At 72.2% G+C, this 19,616-nt stretch carries 21 protein-coding genes; 10 read left to right on the top strand and 11 right to left on the bottom strand.

Going from position 1 to position 19,616, the window contains the following annotated elements; genetic code table 11:
- Positions 1-26: 26 nt before the first annotated feature.
- Genes IEZ08_RS40645 through IEZ08_RS19755 form a run of 3 tightly spaced genes read right to left on the bottom strand, consistent with a single transcriptional unit; the run spans position 27 to position 2,372 of the window.
- Positions 27-104: a putative leader peptide gene (locus tag IEZ08_RS40645; RefSeq protein ID WP_373294368.1), complete on the bottom strand. Its 78-nt coding sequence runs from the start codon at positions 102-104 to the stop codon at positions 27-29.
- Between the two features lie 58 nt (positions 105-162).
- Positions 163-1,122, bottom strand: a complete 960-nt coding sequence (locus tag IEZ08_RS19760) for a phosphotransferase family protein (protein WP_068923450.1) — start codon at positions 1,120-1,122, stop codon at positions 163-165.
- 59 nt (positions 1,123-1,181) lie between these two features.
- Positions 1,182-2,372 carry an acyl-CoA dehydrogenase family protein gene (locus IEZ08_RS19755; protein ID WP_189242642.1) on the bottom strand — a complete coding sequence of 397 codons (1,191 nt, stop codon included), beginning with the start codon at positions 2,370-2,372 and terminating at the stop codon, positions 1,182-1,184.
- 52 nt (positions 2,373-2,424) lie between these two features.
- Between IEZ08_RS19755 and IEZ08_RS19750 the strand changes: the two genes are divergently transcribed.
- Positions 2,425-2,844, top strand: a complete 420-nt coding sequence (locus tag IEZ08_RS19750; RefSeq protein WP_229803297.1) for a DUF6285 domain-containing protein — start codon at positions 2,425-2,427, stop codon at positions 2,842-2,844.
- A gap of 12 nt (positions 2,845-2,856) precedes the next feature.
- On the opposite strand, the gene mctP is transcribed toward IEZ08_RS19750, so the two are convergent.
- The 4 genes from mctP to IEZ08_RS19730 all read right to left on the bottom strand — a co-directional run bounded on the left by mctP (position 2,857) and on the right by IEZ08_RS19730 (position 6,092).
- A complete protein-coding gene (gene mctP, locus IEZ08_RS19745) occupies positions 2,857-4,464 on the bottom strand; it encodes a monocarboxylate uptake permease MctP (protein ID WP_068923452.1) in 1,608 nt (535 codons plus the stop codon).
- A gap of 4 nt (positions 4,465-4,468) precedes the next feature.
- Positions 4,469-4,684 (bottom strand): DUF3311 domain-containing protein, encoded by a 216-nt coding sequence (locus tag IEZ08_RS19740; RefSeq protein ID WP_203863667.1) that lies wholly within the window; start codon positions 4,682-4,684, stop codon positions 4,469-4,471.
- 158 nt (positions 4,685-4,842) lie between these two features.
- Positions 4,843-5,538 carry a carboxymuconolactone decarboxylase family protein gene (locus IEZ08_RS19735; RefSeq protein ID WP_189242641.1) on the bottom strand — a complete coding sequence of 232 codons (696 nt, stop codon included), beginning with the start codon at positions 5,536-5,538 and terminating at the stop codon, positions 4,843-4,845.
- Positions 5,538-6,092 (bottom strand): VOC family protein, encoded by a 555-nt coding sequence (locus IEZ08_RS19730; protein WP_068923455.1) that lies wholly within the window; start codon positions 6,090-6,092, stop codon positions 5,538-5,540. The genes IEZ08_RS19735 and IEZ08_RS19730 overlap by 1 nt, the downstream gene beginning before the upstream one ends.
- 225 nt (positions 6,093-6,317) lie before the next feature.
- On the opposite strand from IEZ08_RS19730, the gene IEZ08_RS19725 reads away from it, so the two are divergent.
- Positions 6,318-7,232, top strand: a complete 915-nt coding sequence (locus IEZ08_RS19725; protein WP_189242640.1) for an SDR family oxidoreductase — start codon at positions 6,318-6,320, stop codon at positions 7,230-7,232.
- A gap of 49 nt (positions 7,233-7,281) precedes the next feature.
- Here the strand turns inward: IEZ08_RS19725 and IEZ08_RS19720 are convergent, their stop codons facing one another.
- Both IEZ08_RS19720 and IEZ08_RS19715 read right to left on the bottom strand, forming a co-directional pair.
- A complete protein-coding gene (locus IEZ08_RS19720; RefSeq protein ID WP_189242639.1) occupies positions 7,282-8,229 on the bottom strand; it encodes a helix-turn-helix transcriptional regulator in 948 nt (315 codons plus the stop codon).
- A 119-nt stretch (positions 8,230-8,348) separates the two neighbouring features.
- Positions 8,349-9,956 (bottom strand): CocE/NonD family hydrolase, encoded by a 1,608-nt coding sequence (locus IEZ08_RS19715; RefSeq protein WP_189242638.1) that lies wholly within the window; start codon positions 9,954-9,956, stop codon positions 8,349-8,351.
- Positions 9,957-10,180: 224 nt separating this feature from the next.
- On the opposite strand from IEZ08_RS19715, the gene IEZ08_RS19710 reads away from it, so the two are divergent.
- Entirely contained in the window at positions 10,181-10,942 is a 762-nt protein-coding gene (locus IEZ08_RS19710) for an SGNH/GDSL hydrolase family protein (protein ID WP_068923458.1), read from the top strand.
- A 3-nt stretch (positions 10,943-10,945) separates the two neighbouring features.
- Here the strand turns inward: IEZ08_RS19710 and IEZ08_RS39650 are convergent, their stop codons facing one another.
- Both IEZ08_RS39650 and IEZ08_RS39645 read right to left on the bottom strand, forming a co-directional pair.
- A complete protein-coding gene (locus tag IEZ08_RS39650) occupies positions 10,946-11,452 on the bottom strand; it encodes a Rossmann-fold NAD(P)-binding domain-containing protein (RefSeq protein ID WP_203863665.1) in 507 nt (168 codons plus the stop codon).
- Positions 11,452-11,877: an FAD-dependent monooxygenase gene (locus IEZ08_RS39645; protein ID WP_203863666.1), complete on the bottom strand. Its 426-nt coding sequence runs from the start codon at positions 11,875-11,877 to the stop codon at positions 11,452-11,454. The genes IEZ08_RS39650 and IEZ08_RS39645 overlap by 1 nt, the downstream gene beginning before the upstream one ends.
- On the opposite strand from IEZ08_RS39645, the gene IEZ08_RS19700 reads away from it, so the two are divergent.
- The 7 genes from IEZ08_RS19700 (at position 11,834) to thyX (ending at position 19,582) form a co-directional block, all read left to right on the top strand.
- Positions 11,834-12,499, top strand: a complete 666-nt coding sequence (locus IEZ08_RS19700; RefSeq protein WP_141703953.1) for a TetR/AcrR family transcriptional regulator — start codon at positions 11,834-11,836, stop codon at positions 12,497-12,499. The genes IEZ08_RS39645 and IEZ08_RS19700 overlap by 44 nt on opposite strands.
- Before the next feature lie 215 nt (positions 12,500-12,714).
- On the top strand, positions 12,715-14,868 hold the full coding sequence (locus IEZ08_RS19695) for an anthranilate synthase component I (protein ID WP_068923461.1): 2,154 nt from the start codon (positions 12,715-12,717) through the stop codon (positions 14,866-14,868).
- Between the two features lie 98 nt (positions 14,869-14,966).
- Positions 14,967-16,187, top strand: a complete 1,221-nt coding sequence (locus IEZ08_RS19690; RefSeq protein ID WP_189242637.1) for an amidohydrolase family protein — start codon at positions 14,967-14,969, stop codon at positions 16,185-16,187.
- 58 nt (positions 16,188-16,245) lie between these two features.
- Positions 16,246-17,136, top strand: a complete 891-nt coding sequence (locus IEZ08_RS19685; RefSeq protein WP_189242636.1) for an ATP-binding cassette domain-containing protein — start codon at positions 16,246-16,248, stop codon at positions 17,134-17,136.
- Entirely contained in the window at positions 17,137-17,919 is a 783-nt protein-coding gene (locus IEZ08_RS19680; RefSeq protein ID WP_189242635.1) for an ABC transporter permease, read from the top strand.
- A 188-nt stretch (positions 17,920-18,107) separates the two neighbouring features.
- Complete coding sequence (locus tag IEZ08_RS19675; RefSeq protein ID WP_068923464.1) at positions 18,108-18,683, top strand: dihydrofolate reductase family protein; 576 nt, start codon at positions 18,108-18,110, stop codon at positions 18,681-18,683.
- Between the two features lie 173 nt (positions 18,684-18,856).
- A complete protein-coding gene (gene thyX / locus IEZ08_RS19670) occupies positions 18,857-19,582 on the top strand; it encodes an FAD-dependent thymidylate synthase (protein WP_068923465.1) in 726 nt (241 codons plus the stop codon).
- Positions 19,583-19,616 lie beyond the last annotated feature (34 nt).

Here is a 19,616-nt window from a genome sequence, read left to right as displayed (position 1 = left end):
TGACGGCGATGTTCTCGAAGGGCGCGTCAGGAGGGACACAGGGCGCTGGCCACGCGGCAGAGGTCCACGTGGCCGCGCGTCGTGAGGTGCGGCGCGGCGGTCACGCGATCACCGTAGGTCCGACACCCCGCATTGTCAACTAAAGAGGTAGGTAATACGGGTTTATTGGAGGAGGTGAAGCAGATCCCACTCGGTCTCGCAGACGCGGCGGCCGATCGCGGCGAGCTCGACCGATCGCGCACCGCCGCTCAGGTGCCGCATGGTCTGCATGATGCAGATGACCCCCCACTTGAGCACGCCGAAGGTCTCCCACCAGCGCAGCGCGTCCGGATCCACCGGATGTCCGGAGGCCTTCTCGTAGGACTCGACCAGCTGTGCGTACTCCCCGAATCCGCCGACCGGCAGCGGTGAGCCGAACCTCCACGCCTTCACGCACAACCATCCGAGGTCCTCCAGGGGATCCCCCGCGTGGGCCAGCTCCCAGTCGAGCACCGCCTCGACCCCGTCGGGCCCGACGACGAGGTTGCCGTTGCGGAAGTCGCCGTGCACGACGGTGACCCGGTGGCTGACGGGACGGGAGGCCGCCAGGCGGCGGAAGCCGAGCTCGAAGACCGGGTGCGGCTGCCCGGTCAGGTCCAGCAGGTCACGCCAGGTCGCCAGCGGATCATCCGGTACGGCCTGCGGACGGGGCGTGGCCTGGGGCAGGCAGGAGAGCGGCATGCGGTGGATCGCGGCCAGGATCTCCCCGCACCGGCCTGCCAGCCGGGGCCGTGCGGCGGCGAACGCCTCGTCCCGGAGGATCTTCCGGGGAATCGTCTCCCCGGCCACCCGGGTCATCAGGACGTGCCCGTCACCGGCCGACAGGATCCGGGGGACCGGAACGCCGCCCGCCGCGGCGGCGCGCATGAGCGCGGCCTCCCCGGACAGCCCGATCCCCGCGCCGGGCGAGGCGCCCGGGGAGTCGAGGCGGAGGATCAGCTCGTGGGAGGCGCCGCCGGCGTCCAGCGCGTCGATCGCCCACGTCTCCCGGGACGCCCCGCCCGGCAGTCGCACGCCCGCCGTGACCACCGACCCCTCGCCCAGCGCCGCGGTGACGATCGCCTGCCTGCCCGTCGCGTCCATCGATCTCCTTCCGCCTCCTCCCGCCTGCCCGGGGGCCGGACCTCACCCGGGGCCGGGCGTCAGCGGAGACCGAACTCCCAGTTGCCCCCGGCGGCGTACTCGCCGAGGATGCGGCGGCCGACCGTGTCGATGTGCACCTCGTCCGGGCCGTCGTAGATGCGCCCGGCCCTGGCGTGCCGGTACATCCGGTCCAGGGGCGTGTCGGGCGTCAGGCCCGCGGCGCCGTACACCTGGATGGCCCGGTCGATCACGTTGTGCAGCATCCGGGCGCCGGCCACCTTGACGGCGCCGATCTCCACCCGTGCCTGCTCGCCCCGGTCGATGGCCCGGGCGGCGTGCAGGGTCAGCAGCCGGGCCGACTGGATCTCGGTGTAGGAGTCGAACACGTGCCGGCGCATCAGCTGCTTGTCCGCCAGGGGGCGGCCGAACGCGCTGCGGTCGTGCAGGCGGCGGCACATCAGGTCGAAGGCCCGCTGGGCCTGGCCCAGCCAGCGCATGCAGTGGAAGATCCGGCCGGGGCCCAGGCGCCGCTGGGCGATGACGAACCCCTGGCCGCGCGGGCCGAGCAGGTTGCCGGCCGGGACGCGGACATCCTGGTAGAGGACCTCGCAGTGGCCGCCGTCGAGGCCCAGCACCGGCGTGTCCCGGACGATCGTGTATCCGGGCGTGTCGGTCGGCACCAGGATCATGGAGAAGGCCAGGCGCGGCGGGGCGTCGGGCTCGGTGCGGCACATGACGGTCGTGTACGCGGCCCGGTTCGCGCCGGTGGTGAACCACTTGTGACCGTTGATCACCCATTCGTCGCCGTCCAGCACGGCCGAGGTCCGCAGCTGGGTGGGGTCACTGCTGGAGACCTGGGGCTCGGTCATCGCGAAGCTCGGCCAGATCTCCGCCCGGACCAGGGGCCGCAGGAATCGCTCGCGCTGCTCGGGCCCGGCGAACTCGTGGAGCATCAGCGAGTCCTGCAGCGTGAACGTGCCCAGCGCCAGCTGTCCGAACTCGCTGCGCCCCTGGACCTCGTTGACGTAGACGTAGTCGAGGAACGGCAGGCCCCCGCCGCCCAGCTCCTCGGGGTGGCCCAGGGCCCACAGGCCCTCCCTCTTCGCCTCCTTCTGGAGCTCGCGCAGGGCCGCCTGGGCCTCGGCTCCCCCCCGGTGCAGGACGTCCTCGGCGGGTTCGATCCGTTCGATCACGAACGCGTGGACGGCGTCGCGGAGCGGACGGACGCTGTCGGGAACGGCGAAGGTCATGCAAGGATCTCACCCGAGATTCGTTGCCGGGTCAACGGATAAGGGGATACTTATGCCGCAGAACGGAATGCCGCCCACGCCATCCGCGCCGCCCACGCCATCCGCGCCGTCCGGGCCGTCCGGGCCGTCCACGCCGCCGGGCCCGCACGACGTCCCGTCGGCGGCCCGGCTCGTCGCCGCGGTTCGCGACTTCCTGGAGAGCGACGTGCTTCCCGCGGTCGAGGGCAGGGTCCGCTTCCACACCCGGGTCGCGGTCAACGTGCTCGGCATGGTCGAGCGGGAGCTCGACCTCGGGCCGGAGCAGGCGGCCGCGCACGCGGCCCGCCTCGGCGGGCTCGGCTTCGGCTCCGACGCCGAGCTCGCCGCCGCCGTCCGCGAGGGGCTGGACCACCCGGCCCTGGTCGCCGCACTGACCGAGGCCGTCCGGGACAAGCTCGCCGTGGCGAACCCGGCCTACCTCGACGGGGGATGATCCCGTACGGGGTCAGTGGGACCGGGGCGCCCCCGGGGAGAAGTCGAGGTCCTTGATGCGGGGGTCGCCCTCGTCGGCGAGGTAGTGGTCGGGACGGGTGGTGTCGTCGCCGTCGGGCGCGTTCACCGCCCGGGCGATCACCGTGCCGAGAGCGGCCACGATCAGGTTCACGGCCAGGGCCAGGATCCCCGCGTAGACGGTCATCTTGGTGTCCAGGCCGAGCTTCTCCAGCGGGAACGCCGACCCGGCGAAGTGCAGCTTGCCGGTGACCGGGTTGCCGATGTTGTAGAGCAGGACCATGCCCGCGGTCATGCCCGCGACCCAGCCGGCGATCAGGCCGCCGCGGTGGAACCAGCGGGTGTACAGGCCCAGCGCCACCGCCGGGAGCGTCTGCAGGATGATGACGCCGCCGATGAGCTGCAGGTCGATGGAGAAGCCGGTGTCCAGGAACAGGATGCAGGCCACCGCGCCGACCTTGACCAGCAGCGAGGTGATCTTGGAGACGCGGGCCTCGTCGGCGTCGCTGGCGTCCCGCTTGAGGTACTCCTTGTAGACGTTCCGGGTGAACAGGTTCGCCGCGGCGATCGACATGATCGCGGCGGGGACCAGCGCGCCGATGCCGACCGCGGCGTAGGCCACGCCGGTGAACCAGTCGGGGAACATCTGGTCGAACAGCCGCGGCACGATCGTGTTGTTGTCCTTGCCGATCGGCGTGGTCCCGGCCGCGATGGCCATGTAGCCGAGCAGCGCGATCAGGCCGAGCAGCAGGCTGTAGGCCGGGAGCGCGGACATGTTCCGCTTGATCACGTCCCGGTTCCGGGAGGCCAGCACGCCGGTGATGCTGTGCGGATACAGGAACAGCGCCAGCGCCGAACCGAAGGCCAGCGTGACGTACTGCAGCTGGTTGTTGGCGTTGAGCAGGGTGCCGTCACTGAGCGCGGGGCTCGCGGCGAACTTCTCCTGGGCCTTGTCGAAGATGAGGTCCCAGCCGCCCAGCTTGATCGGGATGACGACGACCGCCACCAGGATCACGATGTAGATCAGCGTGTCCTTGACGAAAGCGATCAGCGCCGGGGCGCGCAGGCCCGACTGGTAGGTGTAGGCGGCCAGGATGGCGAACGCGATGATGATCGGCAGGTGGCCGGTGACGCCCATCGACTTCAGCACGGCCTCGATGCCGACCAGCTGCAGCGCGATGTACGGCATGGTCGCCACGATGCCGGTGATCGCCACCAGCAGCGCCAGCGTGGGAGAGCCGAAGCGGGCCCGGACGAAGTCGGCCGGGGTGACGAAGCCGTGGACGTGCGAGACCGACCAGAGCCGGATGAGCACCAGGAACACCATCGGGTAGATCACGATGGTGTACGGCACCGCGAAGAAGCCCATCGCGCCCGCGCTCCAGAGCAGGGCGGGCACGGCCACGAAGGTGTAGGCGGTGTAGAGGTCGCCGCCGACGAGGAACCAGGTGATCCACGACCCGAAGTTGCGCCCGCCCAGGCCCCACTCGTCCAGGCTGGCCAGGTCGGTCGGGCGGCGCCAGCGCGCGGCGACGAAGCCCATGCCGCTGACCAGGAGGAACAGGGCGGTGAAGATGATGATCTCGGTGAGGTGCTGTTCCATGGCGTCAGCGCCTCCGCTTGGTCATCTGGTAGACGATCGTGGTGCAGGTGACGCCGACCGCGATGAAGGCCAGCTGGAGCCAGTAGAACGCCGGGAAACCGAACAGCCGGGGCTCGTCGGAGTTGAACAGGAAGGGCAGCAGGGGCAGGGCGATCGGCACGAGGAGCAACCAGTTCCACGGGCTGCGGTCACTCCGGTCGCGCTGGTCCCCGTTCGGCACGGTCAACGCAGTCTCCCAATTCGGAAGGGCCGGGCAGGCCGGCCCGTGCGGATTGACCGGCAGAGTAATCAGGGGTCGATCGCGTTGTGGTCACCGATCGCCGAGCGGGCCTGTTGATGCGGCGAACGGTCGTCCGGCCGCCCGGACACGGCCGGTTCTCAGCCGTCGCCGCCGCCGTTGCCGCCGTTGCCGCCGTTGCCGCCGTTGCCGCCGTTGCCGCCGGTGACGACGTCGTCGACGATGTCGCGGGTGCCGTACCCCTCTGGTGCGGCCACCTCGACGACGGGTTCGGGCCGGTCGTCGAATTCCAGGCGGAGCGCTCTCGACATGGTCGCGTGCATTTCGTACAGGCAGGTGATGTAGGTGAGTTCCAGGATCTCCTCGTCCGTCAGGTGCGCCCTCAGCACCGAGAAGATCTCGTCGTGCACCCGGCCGCCGTCCAGCACCAGCCCGTCGGTGTAGGCGAGCACGGCCCGCTCCAGCTCGTCGAAGCACGGGCTGACCTGCCAGTGCGCGACCGCCTGGACCTTCTCGTCCGGCACCCCGATCGCCCGCAGCTGCTTGCAGTGCTGGGAGAAGACGAACTGGCTGCCCCGCGCCCACCCGGCCCGCGCCTGGCCCAGCTCCCGCAGGACCGGGTCGAGCGCGGCCTCACGGTAGAGCTGGAAGCCCTTCACGCAGTGTTTGAGGATCACCGGGTGCAGGGCGAAGACCGTCCACCAGTCGCCGGGGGACCCCGTCGCGGTGCCGGGCTCGGCGACCGGGTCGCGGTCCGGGCCGAAGAGGCGGTCGTAGAAGAACAGGGTCAGCGGGTCGGTGACCTGGTCGCGGGGGACCTGGCGCAGCCGCGGCATCACACGGTCCGCTCGGCGGCGGTCTTCGGCTCGTGCCGTACGTCCTCGGGGCGGTCGAGCGCCCGTGTCCACGCCGCGAACTCCACCAGGATCCCGTCGGGGTCCTTGAAGTAGATCGACCGGACGAACACGCCCTCCTGCATCTTCGGCGCCACACCGAACTCGCTGTCGTCGTGGTTGAGGATCACCCCGACGTCCACGCCCTTGGCGACGAGTTTCTCCCGGTACTCCTCGATCTTCTCCGGCGCGACGTCGAAGGCGATGTGGTTCATCGACCCGACCGCCGAGAGCAGCTCGCCCCGGTCGGGCAGGTTCCTGGGCGCCGAGACGCCGGGGACCGGCTCGGGGGCGTCGGGGAACCAGAAGAACGCCAGCGCGTTGCCGCCCCCGCAGTCGAAGAAGAAGTGCTGGCCCCAGCCCATCGGCAGCTCGATCGTCTTGATCAGCGGCATGCCCAGGACGCCGGAGTAGAAGTCGACGGTCTGTTTCATGTCGGAGCACACCAGCGCGACGTGGTTGACCCCGCGCAGCTCGAACTCGGTGTTGTCGGCCATGCTCTCCTCCTTGTCGAAGTAATGAACTGCTTATCACGGTGGGCCGGTGCGGGGGACGGGCCGCAGGGTCAGAGATCGGTTGGAGGTCCGGATCGTCTCCGGACACCGCGCGGCACCCTCAAGCACCGCGGATCACTCCGGATCACGGAGGGACACCCCGGATCACCGAGGATCGCCACGAAAACATGACATTGGATGTCCTCTTTTCGCGGAAGCATCGTGGTCATGGAAACGACGCTGAAGGGAAAGGTCGCCCTGGTCGCCGGGGCGACGCGGGCGACGGGCCGGGCGATAGCGGTCGAGCTGGGCGCGGCGGGGGCCACGGTCTACTGCACCGGCCGTACCACGCGGGAGCGGCGCTCGGAGATGGACCGGCCGGAGACCATCGAGGAGACGGCCGAGCTGGTGACGCGGGCGGGCGGCGAGGGCATCGCGGTCCGGGTGGACCACCTGGAGCCGGAGCAGGTGCGCGCGCTGGTCGAGCGGATCGACACCGAGCAGGGCCGGCTCGACGTGCTCGTCAACGACGTCTGGGGTGCCGACAAGCTCGCCGCCTGGAGCACCCCGATATGGGAGCACCCGCTGGACGACGGCCTGCGCCTGCTCCGCCTGGCGGTCGACACCCACCTCATCACCAGCCACCACGCCCTGCCCCTGCTGATCAGGAACCCGGGCGGCCTGCTCGTCGAGGTCACCGACGGCACCTGGGAGTACAACTCCGCCAACTACCGGCTGTGCGCCTTCTACGACCTGGCCAAGATCTCGGTGAACCGGCTGGCCTTCTCCCAAGCCCACGAGCTGCGCCCGTACGGCTGCACCGCGGTCTCCCTCACCCCGGGCTGGCTGCGCTCGGAGGCGATGCTGGAGGGCTTCGGGGTGACCGAGGAGAACTGGCGCGACGCCACCGTCCACCAGCCGCACTTCGTCATCTCCGAGTCGCCCGCGTTCACCGGCCGCGCGGTCGTCGCCCTGGCCACCGACCCGGAGCGGGAGCGCTGGTCGGGACAGTCGCTCTCCAGCGGGCAGCTCGCCCGGGAGTACGGCTTCACCGACGTCGACGGCAGCAGGCCGGACGCCTGGCGCTACATCGTGGAGGTGGCGTCGGCGGGCAAGCCCGCCGACGCCACCGGCTACCGGTGACGGCCGTCCCGCCGGGCCCCCGGCGGGACCGGCGGGACGGCGCCCGGCCTCAGCCGTAGAGGGAGGCCGTACGGGCGGCGGCCTCGGCGACGAGGGCGCGCAGCCCGGGCGGGTCCAGGACCTCCGCGTCCGGGCCGAAGCGCAGCACCTGGCCGTAGGCGACCTCGTGGGACTCGACGGGCAGGCGGGCGGTGACCCATCCCCGCCCGTCGGGCTCCCCGATGGAGGCCAGCGCGTCGTCCAGGGCCGCCGGGTCGGCGACGTGGCGCAGTATGCGCCGCCCGTGCGGACTGAGCCGCAGGGTGATGTGCGTCCTCAGCAGGGAGCGGTTGAACTGCGCGGCCCGCTCTGCCCAGAAGGCGGCCAGGTCGAAGTCCCGGTCGCGCTCGAAGCGCCGGTCGAGATGGGGGGCGACGTCGCCGAAGCGGTCCACCCGGTAGATCGCCGTCCGGGTGGCCAGGTACCAGATCCCTCCCTTGAGCACCAGCCCGTACGGTTCCAGCGTGCGTTCGGCCTCGCGGTAACGGGCGGTGACCGGATGGTCCCCCCACACCGCCCTGGCCAGGGGCGACAGGGCGGGCGGCGGGGGAGTGTCGCTGGCGAACCAGCCGGGGGCGTCGAGATGGAAACGCTGCGCGGCGGTGGCGGGGGCGTCGCGCAGGCTGGGGGAGAGCGCCGCGGCGGCCTTCAGCCTGGCGGTGGCCGCGACCTCGCCCAGCCCCATCTCGCGCAGCGCCCCGGGCACCCCGGACAGGAACAGCGCCTCCGCCTCGGCCCGGTCCAGGCCGGTCAGGCGCGTGCGGTAACCGTCCAGCAGCCGGTAGCCGCCGCCGCGCCCGCGGTCGGCGTAGACCGGGACGCCCGCCTCCGACAGGGCGAGCACGTCCCGGTGCACGGTCCGCTCGGAGACCTCCAGCTCCCGCGCCAGCTCGGCGGCGGTCATGCCGCCGCGTGACTGCAGCAGCAGGATCAACGACATCAACCTGGCCGCACGCACCCGTCGACCCTAGCGCCCGGACCCGCCCGGAGAGGATCCCGCTCCGGGGCGGTGTGCGGGCCACCCGGTGCCGGGACGCGCCCGGCGAGGATCGCGCGGACGCCGGGGCCGGCGCGGGGTCAGGGCGAGATCAGGGGCAGGATGACCGCCGAGGGCCGCGACGGGTCGTGGAAGACCTCCTGCCGGGCGGCGACCATCGCGCTGCCCGTGCCGAGCGGGTCGCCGGTGCCGAGGTTGCGGGCGATGCGGGGGTAGGCGCCGCTCGCCACGTGGACCCGGATCCGGTGGCCGCGGCGGAAGCGGTGGCCGATCGGCCACAGGTCCACCTCGACCCGGCGCACCCCGTCGGCGTCGGCCACCGGTGCGCCGGGGAGGAGCCGCCGCACCCCCTCGCACACGTTGTAGGACGCCCCGTCCGGGTGCACGTCGCACACCCGCACGACCACGTCGGTGTGCTCGGTGCTGGAGCGCAGGTAGACCTCCGCGCGGACCGGCCCGATCATCTCGGTGTCCCGGCGCAGCTCGGGACCGGTGTAGACGAGGACGTCGCGCCGGGCCTCCAGCCGCCGGTTGTCGCGCGGCTCGGAGTTGCCCAGCAGCACCGGGCCGCCCACCGCCGGGGTGGGGTGCGCGGGGTCGTAGCGGTAGCGGTCCGGTTCCGACTCCACCGGGTTCTCCGGGGCGAGCCCGGAGCCCGGCCGCAGGTGCCAGCGCTGCTCCCGCATGCCGGGCACCGGCCAGTCCGGGTAGTCGCGCCACTGCCCGGCGCCGGTGACGTAGATCCGGACCGGCTGCTCCCGAAGTCCCGACGGGTCGCCCATCAGGTGCGCCCGGAACCAGCCCAGCGCGTCGGCGGCGGCCGCCCGCATCTGCCGCATGTCCGCGTGGTACCACGGCCCGATCGTCAGGTACGGCCGGCGCCCCGCGGCCCGCATCGCCATGTAGTCCTTCACCTGCCACGGCAGGAAGACGTCGTACCAGCCGCCGACCATGGTGACCTCGGCGCCGACCTCGCCCACCGAGGCGGAGAAGTCGCGCCTGCCCCAGTAGGCGGCGGGTTCGGCGTGATGGGCCAGCAGGTCCTGGAAGAACGGCATGTCCCGGCCCGCCGACAGCACGTCCAGCTCGGTCAGGGGCCGCCCGGACAGCGCGGCCCGCCGGGTCCGGCGCGGGGCCAGCAGCGCTCCGGCGCCGCCGAGCGGGCTGCCCATCGAGGCGGTCAGCGTGGTCCAGATCAGCGACGACTCCAGCGCGAACGCCCCGCCGACGTAGGCCGCGTCGCGGAACTGCGAGGCGGTCACCGAGGTGGCCATGGCCCTCAGCTCCGGACCGGCGAACGGGGCGAGCGCCCACTGGGTGTAGCCGAGGTAGGAGGGGCCCTGCATGGCCAGGCTCCCGCCGTACCAGGACTGCCTGCGCAGCCAGGCGAGCGTGGCCATGCCGTCCTCGTGCTCGTCGCCGAGCGGGTCGAGCACGCCGCCCGAGCCGAAGCCGCCCCGGCAGCTCTGCATCACGACCTGGAAGCCCCGGCGGGCGAACGCGCGGCCGTAGACGAGGCCGAACACCCCGCGCCTGCCGTACGGCGAGCGGACCAGGATGGTGGGCGGGCGTACGGCGCCGACCGGGACATAGCGATCGGCCAGGAGAGTTACCCCGTCCGGCATCGGGACCGGCAGGTTCCGCTGGACCGCCACCCGGTGGGCGGTCCGTGGCCAGGCGATCGCCATGCTTCCTCCCCGTGCTTCTTACTTACTGGTAACAGAATCACGCTCACTCTGACCACCGCCCCCGGGTGTGATGAGTGTCATCTTTCACTTTTGATCGGGTCACTGCCGCCCGGTGCCTCCGGCGTTCCGGCGTCGGCGGGTTCGCGGCAGGTTCGCGGCCCGTGGGCGTGCGGGGGCTTATTACGGTCGCGTAGGGGAGGTGCGGCGCGGCAGACTGTCGCGACATGTCAGTGATCACCTCGTATGTCGCTCTTGGGGACAGCTTCACCGAGGGCTTGAACGACCACATCGGCGGCGACCGCTACCGGGGCTGGGCCGACCGGCTGGCGGAGCGGCTGGCCGCGCGGGAGCCGGGGCTGCGTTACGCCAACCTCGCGGTACGGGGCCGCCTCATCCGCCAGATCCTGGACGAGCAGGTGCCGCAGGCCGAGGCGCTCGCGCCCGACCTGATCTCGTTGTGCGCCGGGGGGAACGACATCCTGCGCCCGGGCGGAGACCCCGACGCGATCGCCGCGCTGCTGGAGACCGCCGTGGCCCGGCTGCGCGCCACCGGCGCCCGGGTCATGCTCTTCACCGGCTTCGACCTCCGGCAGGTCCCGGTGATGCGCCTGGTCCACCACAAGATCGCGGTCTACAACCTGCACATCCACGACATCGCGCGCCGCCACGGGTGCACGCTCGTGGACCTGTGGGCGATGGGTGCGCTGCGCGACCGCCGGGCGTGGAGCGATGACCGGCTCCACCTGTCGGCCGACGGCCACCGCAGGATCGCGCTGCGCGCCGCCGAAACCCTCGGGCTGACGGTGGAGGAGGACTGGCGGGAGCCGTACCCGCCGCTGGTCCCGGCGGTGTGGGCCGAGGCGCGCAAGGAGGACCTGCGCTGGGCGCGGACCTTCCTGGCTCCCTGGATCAACCGGCGCCTGCACGGCCGTTCCTCCGGCGACGGCCTGAACGCCAAGCGGCCCGACCTCACCCCGCTGGGCTGAGGCTCACCGGCGGGCGAGGTCCAGCGGATAGCCCTCGAGGGCCACGGAGTCGGCGACCCTGGTGGTCATCCGGTTGATGATCCCCTTGCCCGGCAGACGGGAGAGCATCCGGAAGCTCAGGTCGCGCATCCGGATCTGGGAACGCTTCCGCGGCACCAGGAACCTGTCGGCTCCCTCGGCCTGCTCCTGGCAGGCGGCGGCGTAGGGCCGCATCCGCTGCTCGTAACGGGCGAAGGCGGCGTCGCCGAGCAGGACGACCCGGCCGGTGGAGTAGCGCCCCAGGCGGAGCTGGGCGGCGGAGTCGAAGAAGAAGTCCGTGGCCCGCTCCATGGCCTCCAGGAGCTCGGGGACGTGCCAGCCCTCGCCGGCGAAGACGCCGGCGAGCAGGCGGCGCTGCGCGGCCGGGTCCCGGTGGTCGACGTCGAGGACCGGGGAGGCGAAGTCGAGCGTGCCCACGGTCCGGTCGCCGTAGTCGTAGACGCCCGCGCACTTGCCGGGGACGCTGAACATCAGCCCCCGGCCGCGCAGCCCGGGGCGGGCCGGGACGGAGAAGCTCGCGCCGTCTCGACGTCGTCCCGGGTCGCCTCGTACAGGACGCGGCTCAGGTCGCCGCGGAAGATCTCGATCTCGCCGCTCATGAACGCGGCGGGCATGTGCGCCCGGGGCTTGCCCGCGGCGTCGACGAAGGTGATCCCGTCGATGCGGGTCCGCCGGCGGCGGATCTCCTCCAGCAGGCCCATCCGCTCCAGCACCCCCAGGTGGGCGCGGCCGCGGAAGTCGACGGCCTGGCCGCCCTCGCGGAGGGCGGGGGCCCGCTCGACCACGGTGACGCGGCAGCCGGTACGGCGCAGCCAGTGGGCCAGGGCGGGGCCGGCGACGCCCCCGCCGGAGATGAGCGACGAGAGCGAGCGGGAGCGGATCGCCCGCGCCGCCATGAGGATCGCCGACGCCGAGGGGCTCGCGGCGCTGTCGATGCGCCGCCTGGCCGCCGAACTCGGCGTCGCCACCATGTCGCTCTACCGGCACGTGCGCGACAAGGACGAGCTGGTCCTGCTCATGACGGACCTGGCCTACGGTGAGGACGGACTGCCCGACCCGCCGCCCCCGGGCTGGCGCGCCCAGCTGGAGCTCCTCGCCCGCCTGGAGTGGGCGCTCTACCGCCGCCACCCCTGGCTGGCGCAGGTCGTCTCCTTCACCCGGCCGGTGATGGTGCCCAACGCGATGGCCCACACCGAATGGGCGATGCGCGCGGTCTCCGGTCTCGGCCTCGACGCGAACACGGTGCTGCACATCGGCACCGCCCTGACCGCCTACGTCCGGGGCGTCGCCGTCAACCTGGAGTCCGAGGCCGAGGCCCGGCAGGACACGGGCGTCGACGGGGACGAGTGGATCCGGGCGCAGGAACCGTCCTTCGCGGAGGTGTTCGCCTCCGGCCGGTTCCCCGTGCTGGGCCACGTCCTCACCCAGCCCGGTCTGGACTTCGACCTGGACACTCTCTTCGCGTTCGGGCTGCGCGGCCTCCTGGACGGCCTGGCCGTACTGATCGGGAGGACCTGACGGCACTCCCGTCGGCGGGTTCACGTTGCATGATCATGTCAGCCGCCGGTACGCTGACCCACATGCGATCCTCCGATACCCTTCAGTGGTGGCGCCGCTTCTAGGCGGCGCGGGTTTCGCATACACGCGATCAGACGGACGGCCGCCCGGGGAGGCGGCCTTTTCTGCGTCCGCCCCCCTGGGCGTCAGGGAAATCAACAAGGGGCGAGACAGCAGTGGAGACGAGCGGATATACCACCGCCGGTGGCATCGGGGTCGAGGTCTCGACGGCCGACGTGCCGGAGACCGTCCTCGACGACGTCGTCAGCGCGCTCGGTGAGCGGCGCGGCGGCGTCCTCTCCTCCGGGATGGAGTATCCCGGCCGCTACAGCCGATGGCACCTGGCCTACGTCGACCCCTGCCTGGAGATCGTGGCCCGGGGGCGCCGGATCTCCGCCCGCGCGCTGAACGCCCGCGGCAGGATCGTGCTGCCCGCCGTCGCCTCCTGCCTGCTCGCCGCGGGCACGCCCACCGGGGAGAGCACGGCCGACGCCGTCGAGGTCCACGTCGCCGAGTCCGACGAGATCCTCCCCGAGGAGATGCGCAGCCGCCGTCCCACGGTCTTCACCGCGATCCGCGAGGTCATCGCCGCGTTCAAGGGCGAGGACGAGCACCTGGGCCTGTACGGCTCCTTCGGCTACGACCTGGCCTTCCAGTTCGAGCCGATCCGGCAGGTGCTGACCCGGCCCGCCGACCAGCGCGACCTGGTGCTGCACCTGCCCGACCGGATCATGGTGATCGACCGCAAGCGGGAGACCAGCAAGGAGTACCGCTACGAGTTCACCGTGGACGGCGCCTCCACGCACGGCCTGCCCCGCGAGGGCGAGAGCATTCCGCTCCCGGCGGCCCCCGCCGAGATCCCGGCCGACCCGGTCAGGGGCGCCTACGCCGAGGTCGTGGCCGCCGCGAAGGAGAAGTTCATCCGCGGCGACCTGTTCGAGGTCGTCCCCGGCCAGGTCTTCCACGCCGCCTGCACCGACCCGGCCGCCTTCTACCGGGGCCTGCGCAAGGCCAACCCGGCGCCCTACGAGTTCCTGTTCAACCTCGGCGAGGGCGAGCACCTGGTCGGCGCCTCCCCGGAGATGTACGTCCGGGTCAGCGGCGACCGGGTCGAGACCTGCCCGATCTCGGGCACCATCGCCCGCGGCGGCAACCCCGTCGAGGACGCCGAGGCGATCCGCACCCTCCTGTCCAGCGTCAAGGAGGAGTCGGAGCTGACCATGTGCACCGACGTGGACCGCAACGACAAGTCCCGCATCTGCGTGCCCGGCAGCGTCCAGGTCATCGGCCGCCGCCAGATCGAGATGTACTCCCGGCTGATCCACACCGTGGACCACATCGAGGGCCGCCTGCGGCCGGAGTTCGACGCGCTGGACGCCTTCCTCACCCACATGTGGGCCGTCACCGTCACCGGCGCGCCCAAGACCTGGGCGATGCAGTTCATCGAGGACCACGAGGCCACCACCCGCCGCTGGTACGGCGGCGCGGTCGGCTACATCGGCTTCGACGGCTCGATGAACACCGGCCTGACCCTGCGCACCGCGCAGATCAGGGACGGCGTGGCCACGGTGCGGGCCGGCGCCACGCTGTTGTTCGACTCCGACCCCGACGCCGAGGAACGCGAGACCGAGCTCAAGGCCAGCGCCCTGCTCGGCGCGCTGGCCGCCGTGGGGCGCGGGCACGCGGACGAGGCCGTACCGGAGCCGGAGGCGGAGGCGGAACTGCCCGGCGAGGGCATGAAGGTCCTCCTCGTCGACCACGAGGACTCCTTCGTCAACACCCTGGCCGACTACTTCCGCCAGCAGGGCGCCGAGGTCGTCACCCTCCGGCACGGCTTCCCGGTCGGGATGATCGACGAGATCGCGCCGTCGCTCGTGGTGCTCTCGCCCGGGCCCGGCTGGCCGTCGGACTTCGGCCTGCCCGCCCTGGTCGGCGAGCTCTACGCCCGCGACCTGCCGGTCTTCGGCGTCTGCCTCGGCCTGCAGGGCATGGTCGAGCAGGCGGGCGGCACGCTGGAGCTGCTGTCCTACCCCGAGCACGGCAAGCGCGGGCAGGTCAAGCGGATGGGTGACAGCGCGCTGCTGGACGGGCTCCCCGAGGAGTTCACCGCCGCCCGCTACCACTCGCTCCACGCCAAGCAGCCGGGGGTCGTCGGCTTCGCCTCCACCGCCCTCACGCCGGACGGCGCGGTCATGGCGATCGAGGACGTCCAGCGGCGCCGCTTCGCCGTGCAGTTCCACCCCGAGTCCATCCTCACCGCCGAGGGCGGCGCCGGGGCGAGGATCATCGCCAACGTCCTGCGCCTCTCCCGGGGCGAAACGGCAGTGTGATCACGCTCCGTAGCCGTAGAGTGCTCCTGCCGTGAGATCGCGGGCGGGCCGGTCGACCGGCCCGCCCGCGGCCCTGTGAGACGTGGGGAGGAGCCCCGATGCGACCGGACGATGCCCCGTCGGCCCTGCCGGCCCTGTCGAGTCTGTCCGTCCTGCCCGCCGGACTCCCCGCGGAGCTGCCCGACCCCGTCCGGGAGGCCCTGCTGGCGCCGCTGGTGGACCACCACTGCCACGGCGTGCGCCGCGACGAGCTGGTACGGGCCCAGTTCGAGCCGCTGATCACCGAGTCGGGCGCCCCGGCCCCGCCGGGTGCCACCCACTTCGACACCCCTCTCGGCGCCGCGATCCGCCGCTGGTGCGCCCCGGTCCTGGACCTGGACCCGCACGCGCCCGCCGCGGTCTACCTGGCCCGACGCTCCGAGCTGGGACCGGCGGAGGTCAACCGGCGGCTGCTGGGCGCGGCCGGGATCGCGGCCTTTCTGGTGGACACCGGGGCGGACGCCGGGAACGGCGGGGCCGAATCGCTCTCGGCCGCCGAACTGGGCAGGCTGGGCGGGGCCGTCACCGGTGAGATCGTCCGGATCGAGCGGATCGAGGAGGAGGTGGCCGGAGCGGCCTCCTCCGGGGTCTCCTACATCTCGGATCTGGAGACGGAGCTGGCGGCCCGGCTCTCCCGGGCCGCCGGCCTCACCTCGGTCGTCGCCCACCGGTGCGGCCTGGACCTCGACCCCGCCCGGCCGAGCCGGGGCTCGGTGATCGCGGCGGCCAACCGGCGGCTGGCCGACCCCAAGGAGCGCCTCACCGACCCGGTGCTCCTGCGCCACCTGCTCTGGACGGCCGTGGACGCGGCCAGGGAGCGGAACCTCCCGCTGCAGTTCCACACCGGCCGCGGCGGTCCCGGGTCCGACCCGCACCGCGCCGACCCGGCGCTGCTGGCCGGCCTCGTCCGGGCGCTCCAGCCGGTCGGCGTGCCGGTCGTCCTGCTGCGCTGCTATCCGTTCCACCGGCAGGCGGCCCACCTCGCCGCCGCCTTCCCGCACGTCTACGTGGACGCCGGTCTCGCGCTCCCGGCCACCGCGGCCGGGTCGGCCGCCGCCGTGGCGGAGCTGCTGGAAGTCGCCCCCTTCCACAAGCTGCTGTTCGGCTCCGGGGCCCGCGGGGTCGCCGAGACCTGCCACCTGGGGGCGCTCTACCACCGGCGCGCTCTGGCCGGGATCCTGGCGGAGCGGCTGGCCGCCGGAGAGTGGAGCGTCCCCGACGCGGCCCGGGTGGCCCACATGATCGGGTCCGGCAACGCCCGACGCGTCTACCGGCTGTGATCGGATTTCCTCCCAGAGGAGGAGGTGTGACCTGCGGCGCGTTCGCATAATGCGAGTGATGACTGCCATCGAGATCCGAAATCTGTCCAAGGCGTTCGGTCCGGTGAAAGCCGTCGACGATGTCTCCTTCTCCGTCGAGGCCGGCACGATCACCGGTTACCTGGGACCGAATGGGGCGGGCAAGACCACGACCCTGCGCTGCCTGCTCGGGCTCGTCTCCGCCGACGGCGGCACCGCCCTGGTCGACGGCCGGCCCTACACCGCCCTGGAACATCCGCTCGCCGAGGTCGGCGCGGTGCTCGAGGCCACCAGCTTCCACCCCGGCCGCACCGCCCGCGACCACCTGCGGGTGATCTGCACCGCCGCCGGGCTGCCCGCGAGCCGCGCCGACGAGGCGCTGGAACAGGTCGGGCTCGCCGACGCGGCCCGAAAGCGGGTCGGAGGCTTCTCCCTGGGCATGCGCCAGCGCCTGGCCCTGGGCACCGCGACGCTCGGCCACCCGCGCGTGCTGATCCTCGACGAGCCGGCCAACGGCCTCGACCCGGCCGGGATCGAGTGGCTCCGCGGCTTCCTGCGCCACCTCGCGCACGATCGGGGCGTGGCCGTGCTGGTCTCCAGCCACGTCCTGGCCGAGGTGCAGCAGACCGTCGACAACGTGGTCATCATCGCCCGCGGCAGGCTCGTCCACCAGGGCTCTCTGGACGAGCTGACCGGCAACGGCGAGCGCCCGGTCCGGGTGCACAGCGCCGAGGCCGACCGGCTCGTGCCCGCCCTGGAGGCCGAGGGCGCCCGGGTGGAGCGGCCCGGTGACGGGGTGCTGCGGGTGTACGGCGTCGACGCCGAGACCGTCGGCCGGGCCGTGCTGGACGAGCGGGTGCTGGTCACCGAGCTGGTACGGGAACGCTCGGACCTGCAGGCGATCTTCATGGAACTGACCAGGGAGGCATGAGTGACGGCACTGGTCCGTTCCGAGCTGCAGAAGCTGTTCACCACCCGGCTGTGGTGGGTCATGCTCCTGGTCATGCTGCTGTTCACCGGGATCACCCTGGCCGTCACGATCGGGTTCGCCGGGGTGCAGGCACAGGGCGGCCCGGCCCTGCCCGGCAGGGGGACCCTGGAGTTCCAGCAGGCGGCCTGGACCGCCGGCGCCGGGTCGTCGATCTTCGTGATGATCCTCGGCATCGTCATGATGACCGGCGAGTACCGCTACCAGACGATCACCACCACCTTCCTCTCCACCCCCCGGCGCGGCCGGGTCGTGACGGCCAAGCTGGTCGCCGGACTGCTGGTGGGAGTGCTGTTCGGCGTCGCGGCGCTGCTGCTCACCGCCGCGGCGGTGATCCCGACCGTACTGATCGCCGGGGGAGAGGTCGCGCTGCTCGACGGCGGCGTCCCGCGCATCATGCTCGGCGTGGTGGCCACCTCGGCGCTGTACGCGCTGTTCGGGATCGGTCTGGGCGCGCTGGTCCGCAACCAGATCGCGGCCGTCGTCGGCGCGATCGTCTGGGTCTTCGTCGTCGAGTCGCTGCTCACGGCCATCCCCGCGCTCCAGGACGTGGGGAAGTTCACCCCGTCCGGCGCGGCGCAGAGCCTGATCGCCGTCGAGGTCGACAGCGGGTTCGGCGCGCCCGACCTGCTGCCCGCCTGGGCGGGCGCCTCGGTGCTCGTGGCCTACGCCCTGGTCTTCGCCCTCGTCGCCTCGCTCACCACGGTCCGCCGCGACATCACCTGAGCGGGCCGGGCCGTACGGCTTCCGCGACCGCCGTACGGCCCGCGGCGAGAAACCCCGGAAATCCCCGGAGAAATCCGCCGGAGGACGTCGAGGACGCCGGAGCGGCTCCGACCCTCCAGGTGAGAGCACCCGCCGGGCACCACGCCCGGCGGAGTCCCGGCACCGAGAGGTCTGAAGGGGTTTTCGACATGCGCGAGCTCATCTACTGGGTCCACACCTCGCTCGACGGTCACATCGAGGGGCCGAACGGCGCGTTCGACTGGCCGGCCATGGGACCGGAGCTGTCGGCGTACTCGATCTGCGGCATGCAGGAGGAGGTCGACACCTTCCTCTACGGGCGTGTCGTGTGGGAGATGATGTCCGGGTACTGGCCGCAGGTGGAGTCGATCTCGGACCACCCGCACGATCTGGCGTTCGCCCCCGTCTGGAGGGAGACCCCGAAGATCGTCTTCTCCACGACCCTGGAGAAGGCCGAGTGGGGCGCCCGCGTGATCCGGGAGGACATCGCCGGGGAGATCGCCGCCCTGAAGCGGCGACCCGGAAAGGGACTCCTGCTGACCGGCGGCACCGGCCTCGCGACCGCCCTCGCGGAGCTCGACCTGATCGACGACTACCGCGTCGTCGTCCACCCGGTCGTCCTCGGCGGGGGAAAGCCGCTGCTCGCCGCCCCGGGCAACCGCATCGACCTGCGCCTCGTCGAGACCCGGACCTTCGACTCCCGGGCCGTGATGCTGCGCTACCGCCGCGCCGGCCGGGAGCCCTGACCCGCACCGCGTTGTCATTCGCATTGTCATCCGTGTTGTCCATCCGTCGTGCTCGCATCCCGCATCGGGCGTCCCGGCCTCGGCCGGGCGCTTCCCCGGTGTCGCCGGGAGGTGCCGGCGGTCGGCGCTAGGCTTGCCTGCGGCCCCGATCCCGACACCGGAAGGTTCCCGCCGTGGACGAAAGTCAGCCGCGTTTTCTCGACGACGTGACCGTGGAACTGGTCAAGCACAGCGCCTCGGACACCGACGTGCTCTGGGCGGCCCGGGTGTCCACCGCGGGGGAGCAGTCCCTGGACGAGATCGGCAAGGACCCCGAGCGGTCCAAGGGGCTGATCAACTACCTGATGCGGGACCGGCACGGCAGCCCGTTCGAGCACAACTCGATGACCTTCTTCGTCAGCGCCCCGATCTTCGTCTTCCGCGAATTCCACCGGCACAGGGTGGGCTGGTCTTATAACGAGGAGAGCGGGAGATATAGGGAGCTCCAGCCCAGTTTCTACATTCCGGGCATGGAGCGGAAGCTCGTCCAGGAGGGGCGGCCGGGTAAATACGTCTTCGTCGAGGGCACCGAGGAGCAGCACAAGGTCGTCACCGAGGCGATGGAGGCGGCCTACCGGCAGTCGTACGCCGCCTACCGGGAGATGCTGGAGGCCGGGATCGCCCGCGAGGTGGCCAGGGCCGTGCTGCCGGTCGGGCTGTTCTCGTCGATGTACGCCACCTGCAACGCCCGCTCGCTGATGCACTTCCTGTCCCTGCGGACCAAGAACGATCAGGCGAAGGTGCCGTCGTTCCCGCAGCGGGAGATCGAGATGGTGGCCGAGAAGATGGAGGCCGCCTGGGCGGAGCTGATGCCGCTCACCCACGCGGCGTTCGTGGCCAACGGCCGCGTCGCCCCCTGACGGTCACCGGGCCGCCTGGCGTCCTTTCCGTGTG

The sequence above is a fragment of the Planobispora rosea genome (genome assembly GCF_014648175.1).
Lineage (GTDB): Bacteria > Actinomycetota > Actinomycetes > Streptosporangiales > Streptosporangiaceae > Planobispora > Planobispora rosea.
The sequence above is the reverse complement of the archived record's forward strand: the minus strand, read 5'-3'. Positions and strand labels throughout refer to the sequence as shown.

What these genes read in the sequence shown, in the direction of transcription:
- IEZ08_RS19760 (WP_068923450.1), bottom strand. Translation starts at nt 1,122, where the DNA reads ATGGACGCGACGGGCAGGCAGGCGATCGTCACCGCGGCGCTGGGCGAG.
- IEZ08_RS19755 (WP_189242642.1), bottom strand. Translation starts at nt 2,372, where the DNA reads ATGACCTTCGCCGTTCCCGACAGCGTCCGTCCGCTCCGCGACGCCGTC.
- IEZ08_RS19750 (WP_229803297.1), top strand. Translation starts at nt 2,425, where the DNA reads ATGCCGCAGAACGGAATGCCGCCCACGCCATCCGCGCCGCCCACGCCA.
- mctP (WP_068923452.1), bottom strand. Translation starts at nt 4,464, where the DNA reads ATGGAACAGCACCTCACCGAGATCATCATCTTCACCGCCCTGTTCCTC.
- IEZ08_RS19735 (WP_189242641.1), bottom strand. Translation starts at nt 5,538, where the DNA reads ATGCCGCGGCTGCGCCAGGTCCCCCGCGACCAGGTCACCGACCCGCTG.
- IEZ08_RS19730 (WP_068923455.1), bottom strand. Translation starts at nt 6,092, where the DNA reads ATGGCCGACAACACCGAGTTCGAGCTGCGCGGGGTCAACCACGTCGCG.
- IEZ08_RS19725 (WP_189242640.1), top strand. Translation starts at nt 6,318, where the DNA reads ATGGAAACGACGCTGAAGGGAAAGGTCGCCCTGGTCGCCGGGGCGACG.
- IEZ08_RS19715 (WP_189242638.1), bottom strand. Translation starts at nt 9,956, where the DNA reads ATGGCGATCGCCTGGCCACGGACCGCCCACCGGGTGGCGGTCCAGCGG.
- IEZ08_RS19710 (WP_068923458.1), top strand. Translation starts at nt 10,181, where the DNA reads ATGTCAGTGATCACCTCGTATGTCGCTCTTGGGGACAGCTTCACCGAG.
- IEZ08_RS39650 (WP_203863665.1), bottom strand. Translation starts at nt 11,452, where the DNA reads ATGTTCAGCGTCCCCGGCAAGTGCGCGGGCGTCTACGACTACGGCGAC.
- IEZ08_RS19700 (WP_141703953.1), top strand. Translation starts at nt 11,834, where the DNA reads ATGAGCGACGAGAGCGAGCGGGAGCGGATCGCCCGCGCCGCCATGAGG.
- IEZ08_RS39645 (WP_203863666.1), bottom strand. Translation starts at nt 11,877, where the DNA reads ATGGCGGCGCGGGCGATCCGCTCCCGCTCGCTCTCGTCGCTCATCTCC.
- IEZ08_RS19690 (WP_189242637.1), top strand. Translation starts at nt 14,967, where the DNA reads ATGCGACCGGACGATGCCCCGTCGGCCCTGCCGGCCCTGTCGAGTCTG.
- IEZ08_RS19685 (WP_189242636.1), top strand. Translation starts at nt 16,246, where the DNA reads ATGACTGCCATCGAGATCCGAAATCTGTCCAAGGCGTTCGGTCCGGTG.
- IEZ08_RS19675 (WP_068923464.1), top strand. Translation starts at nt 18,108, where the DNA reads ATGCGCGAGCTCATCTACTGGGTCCACACCTCGCTCGACGGTCACATC.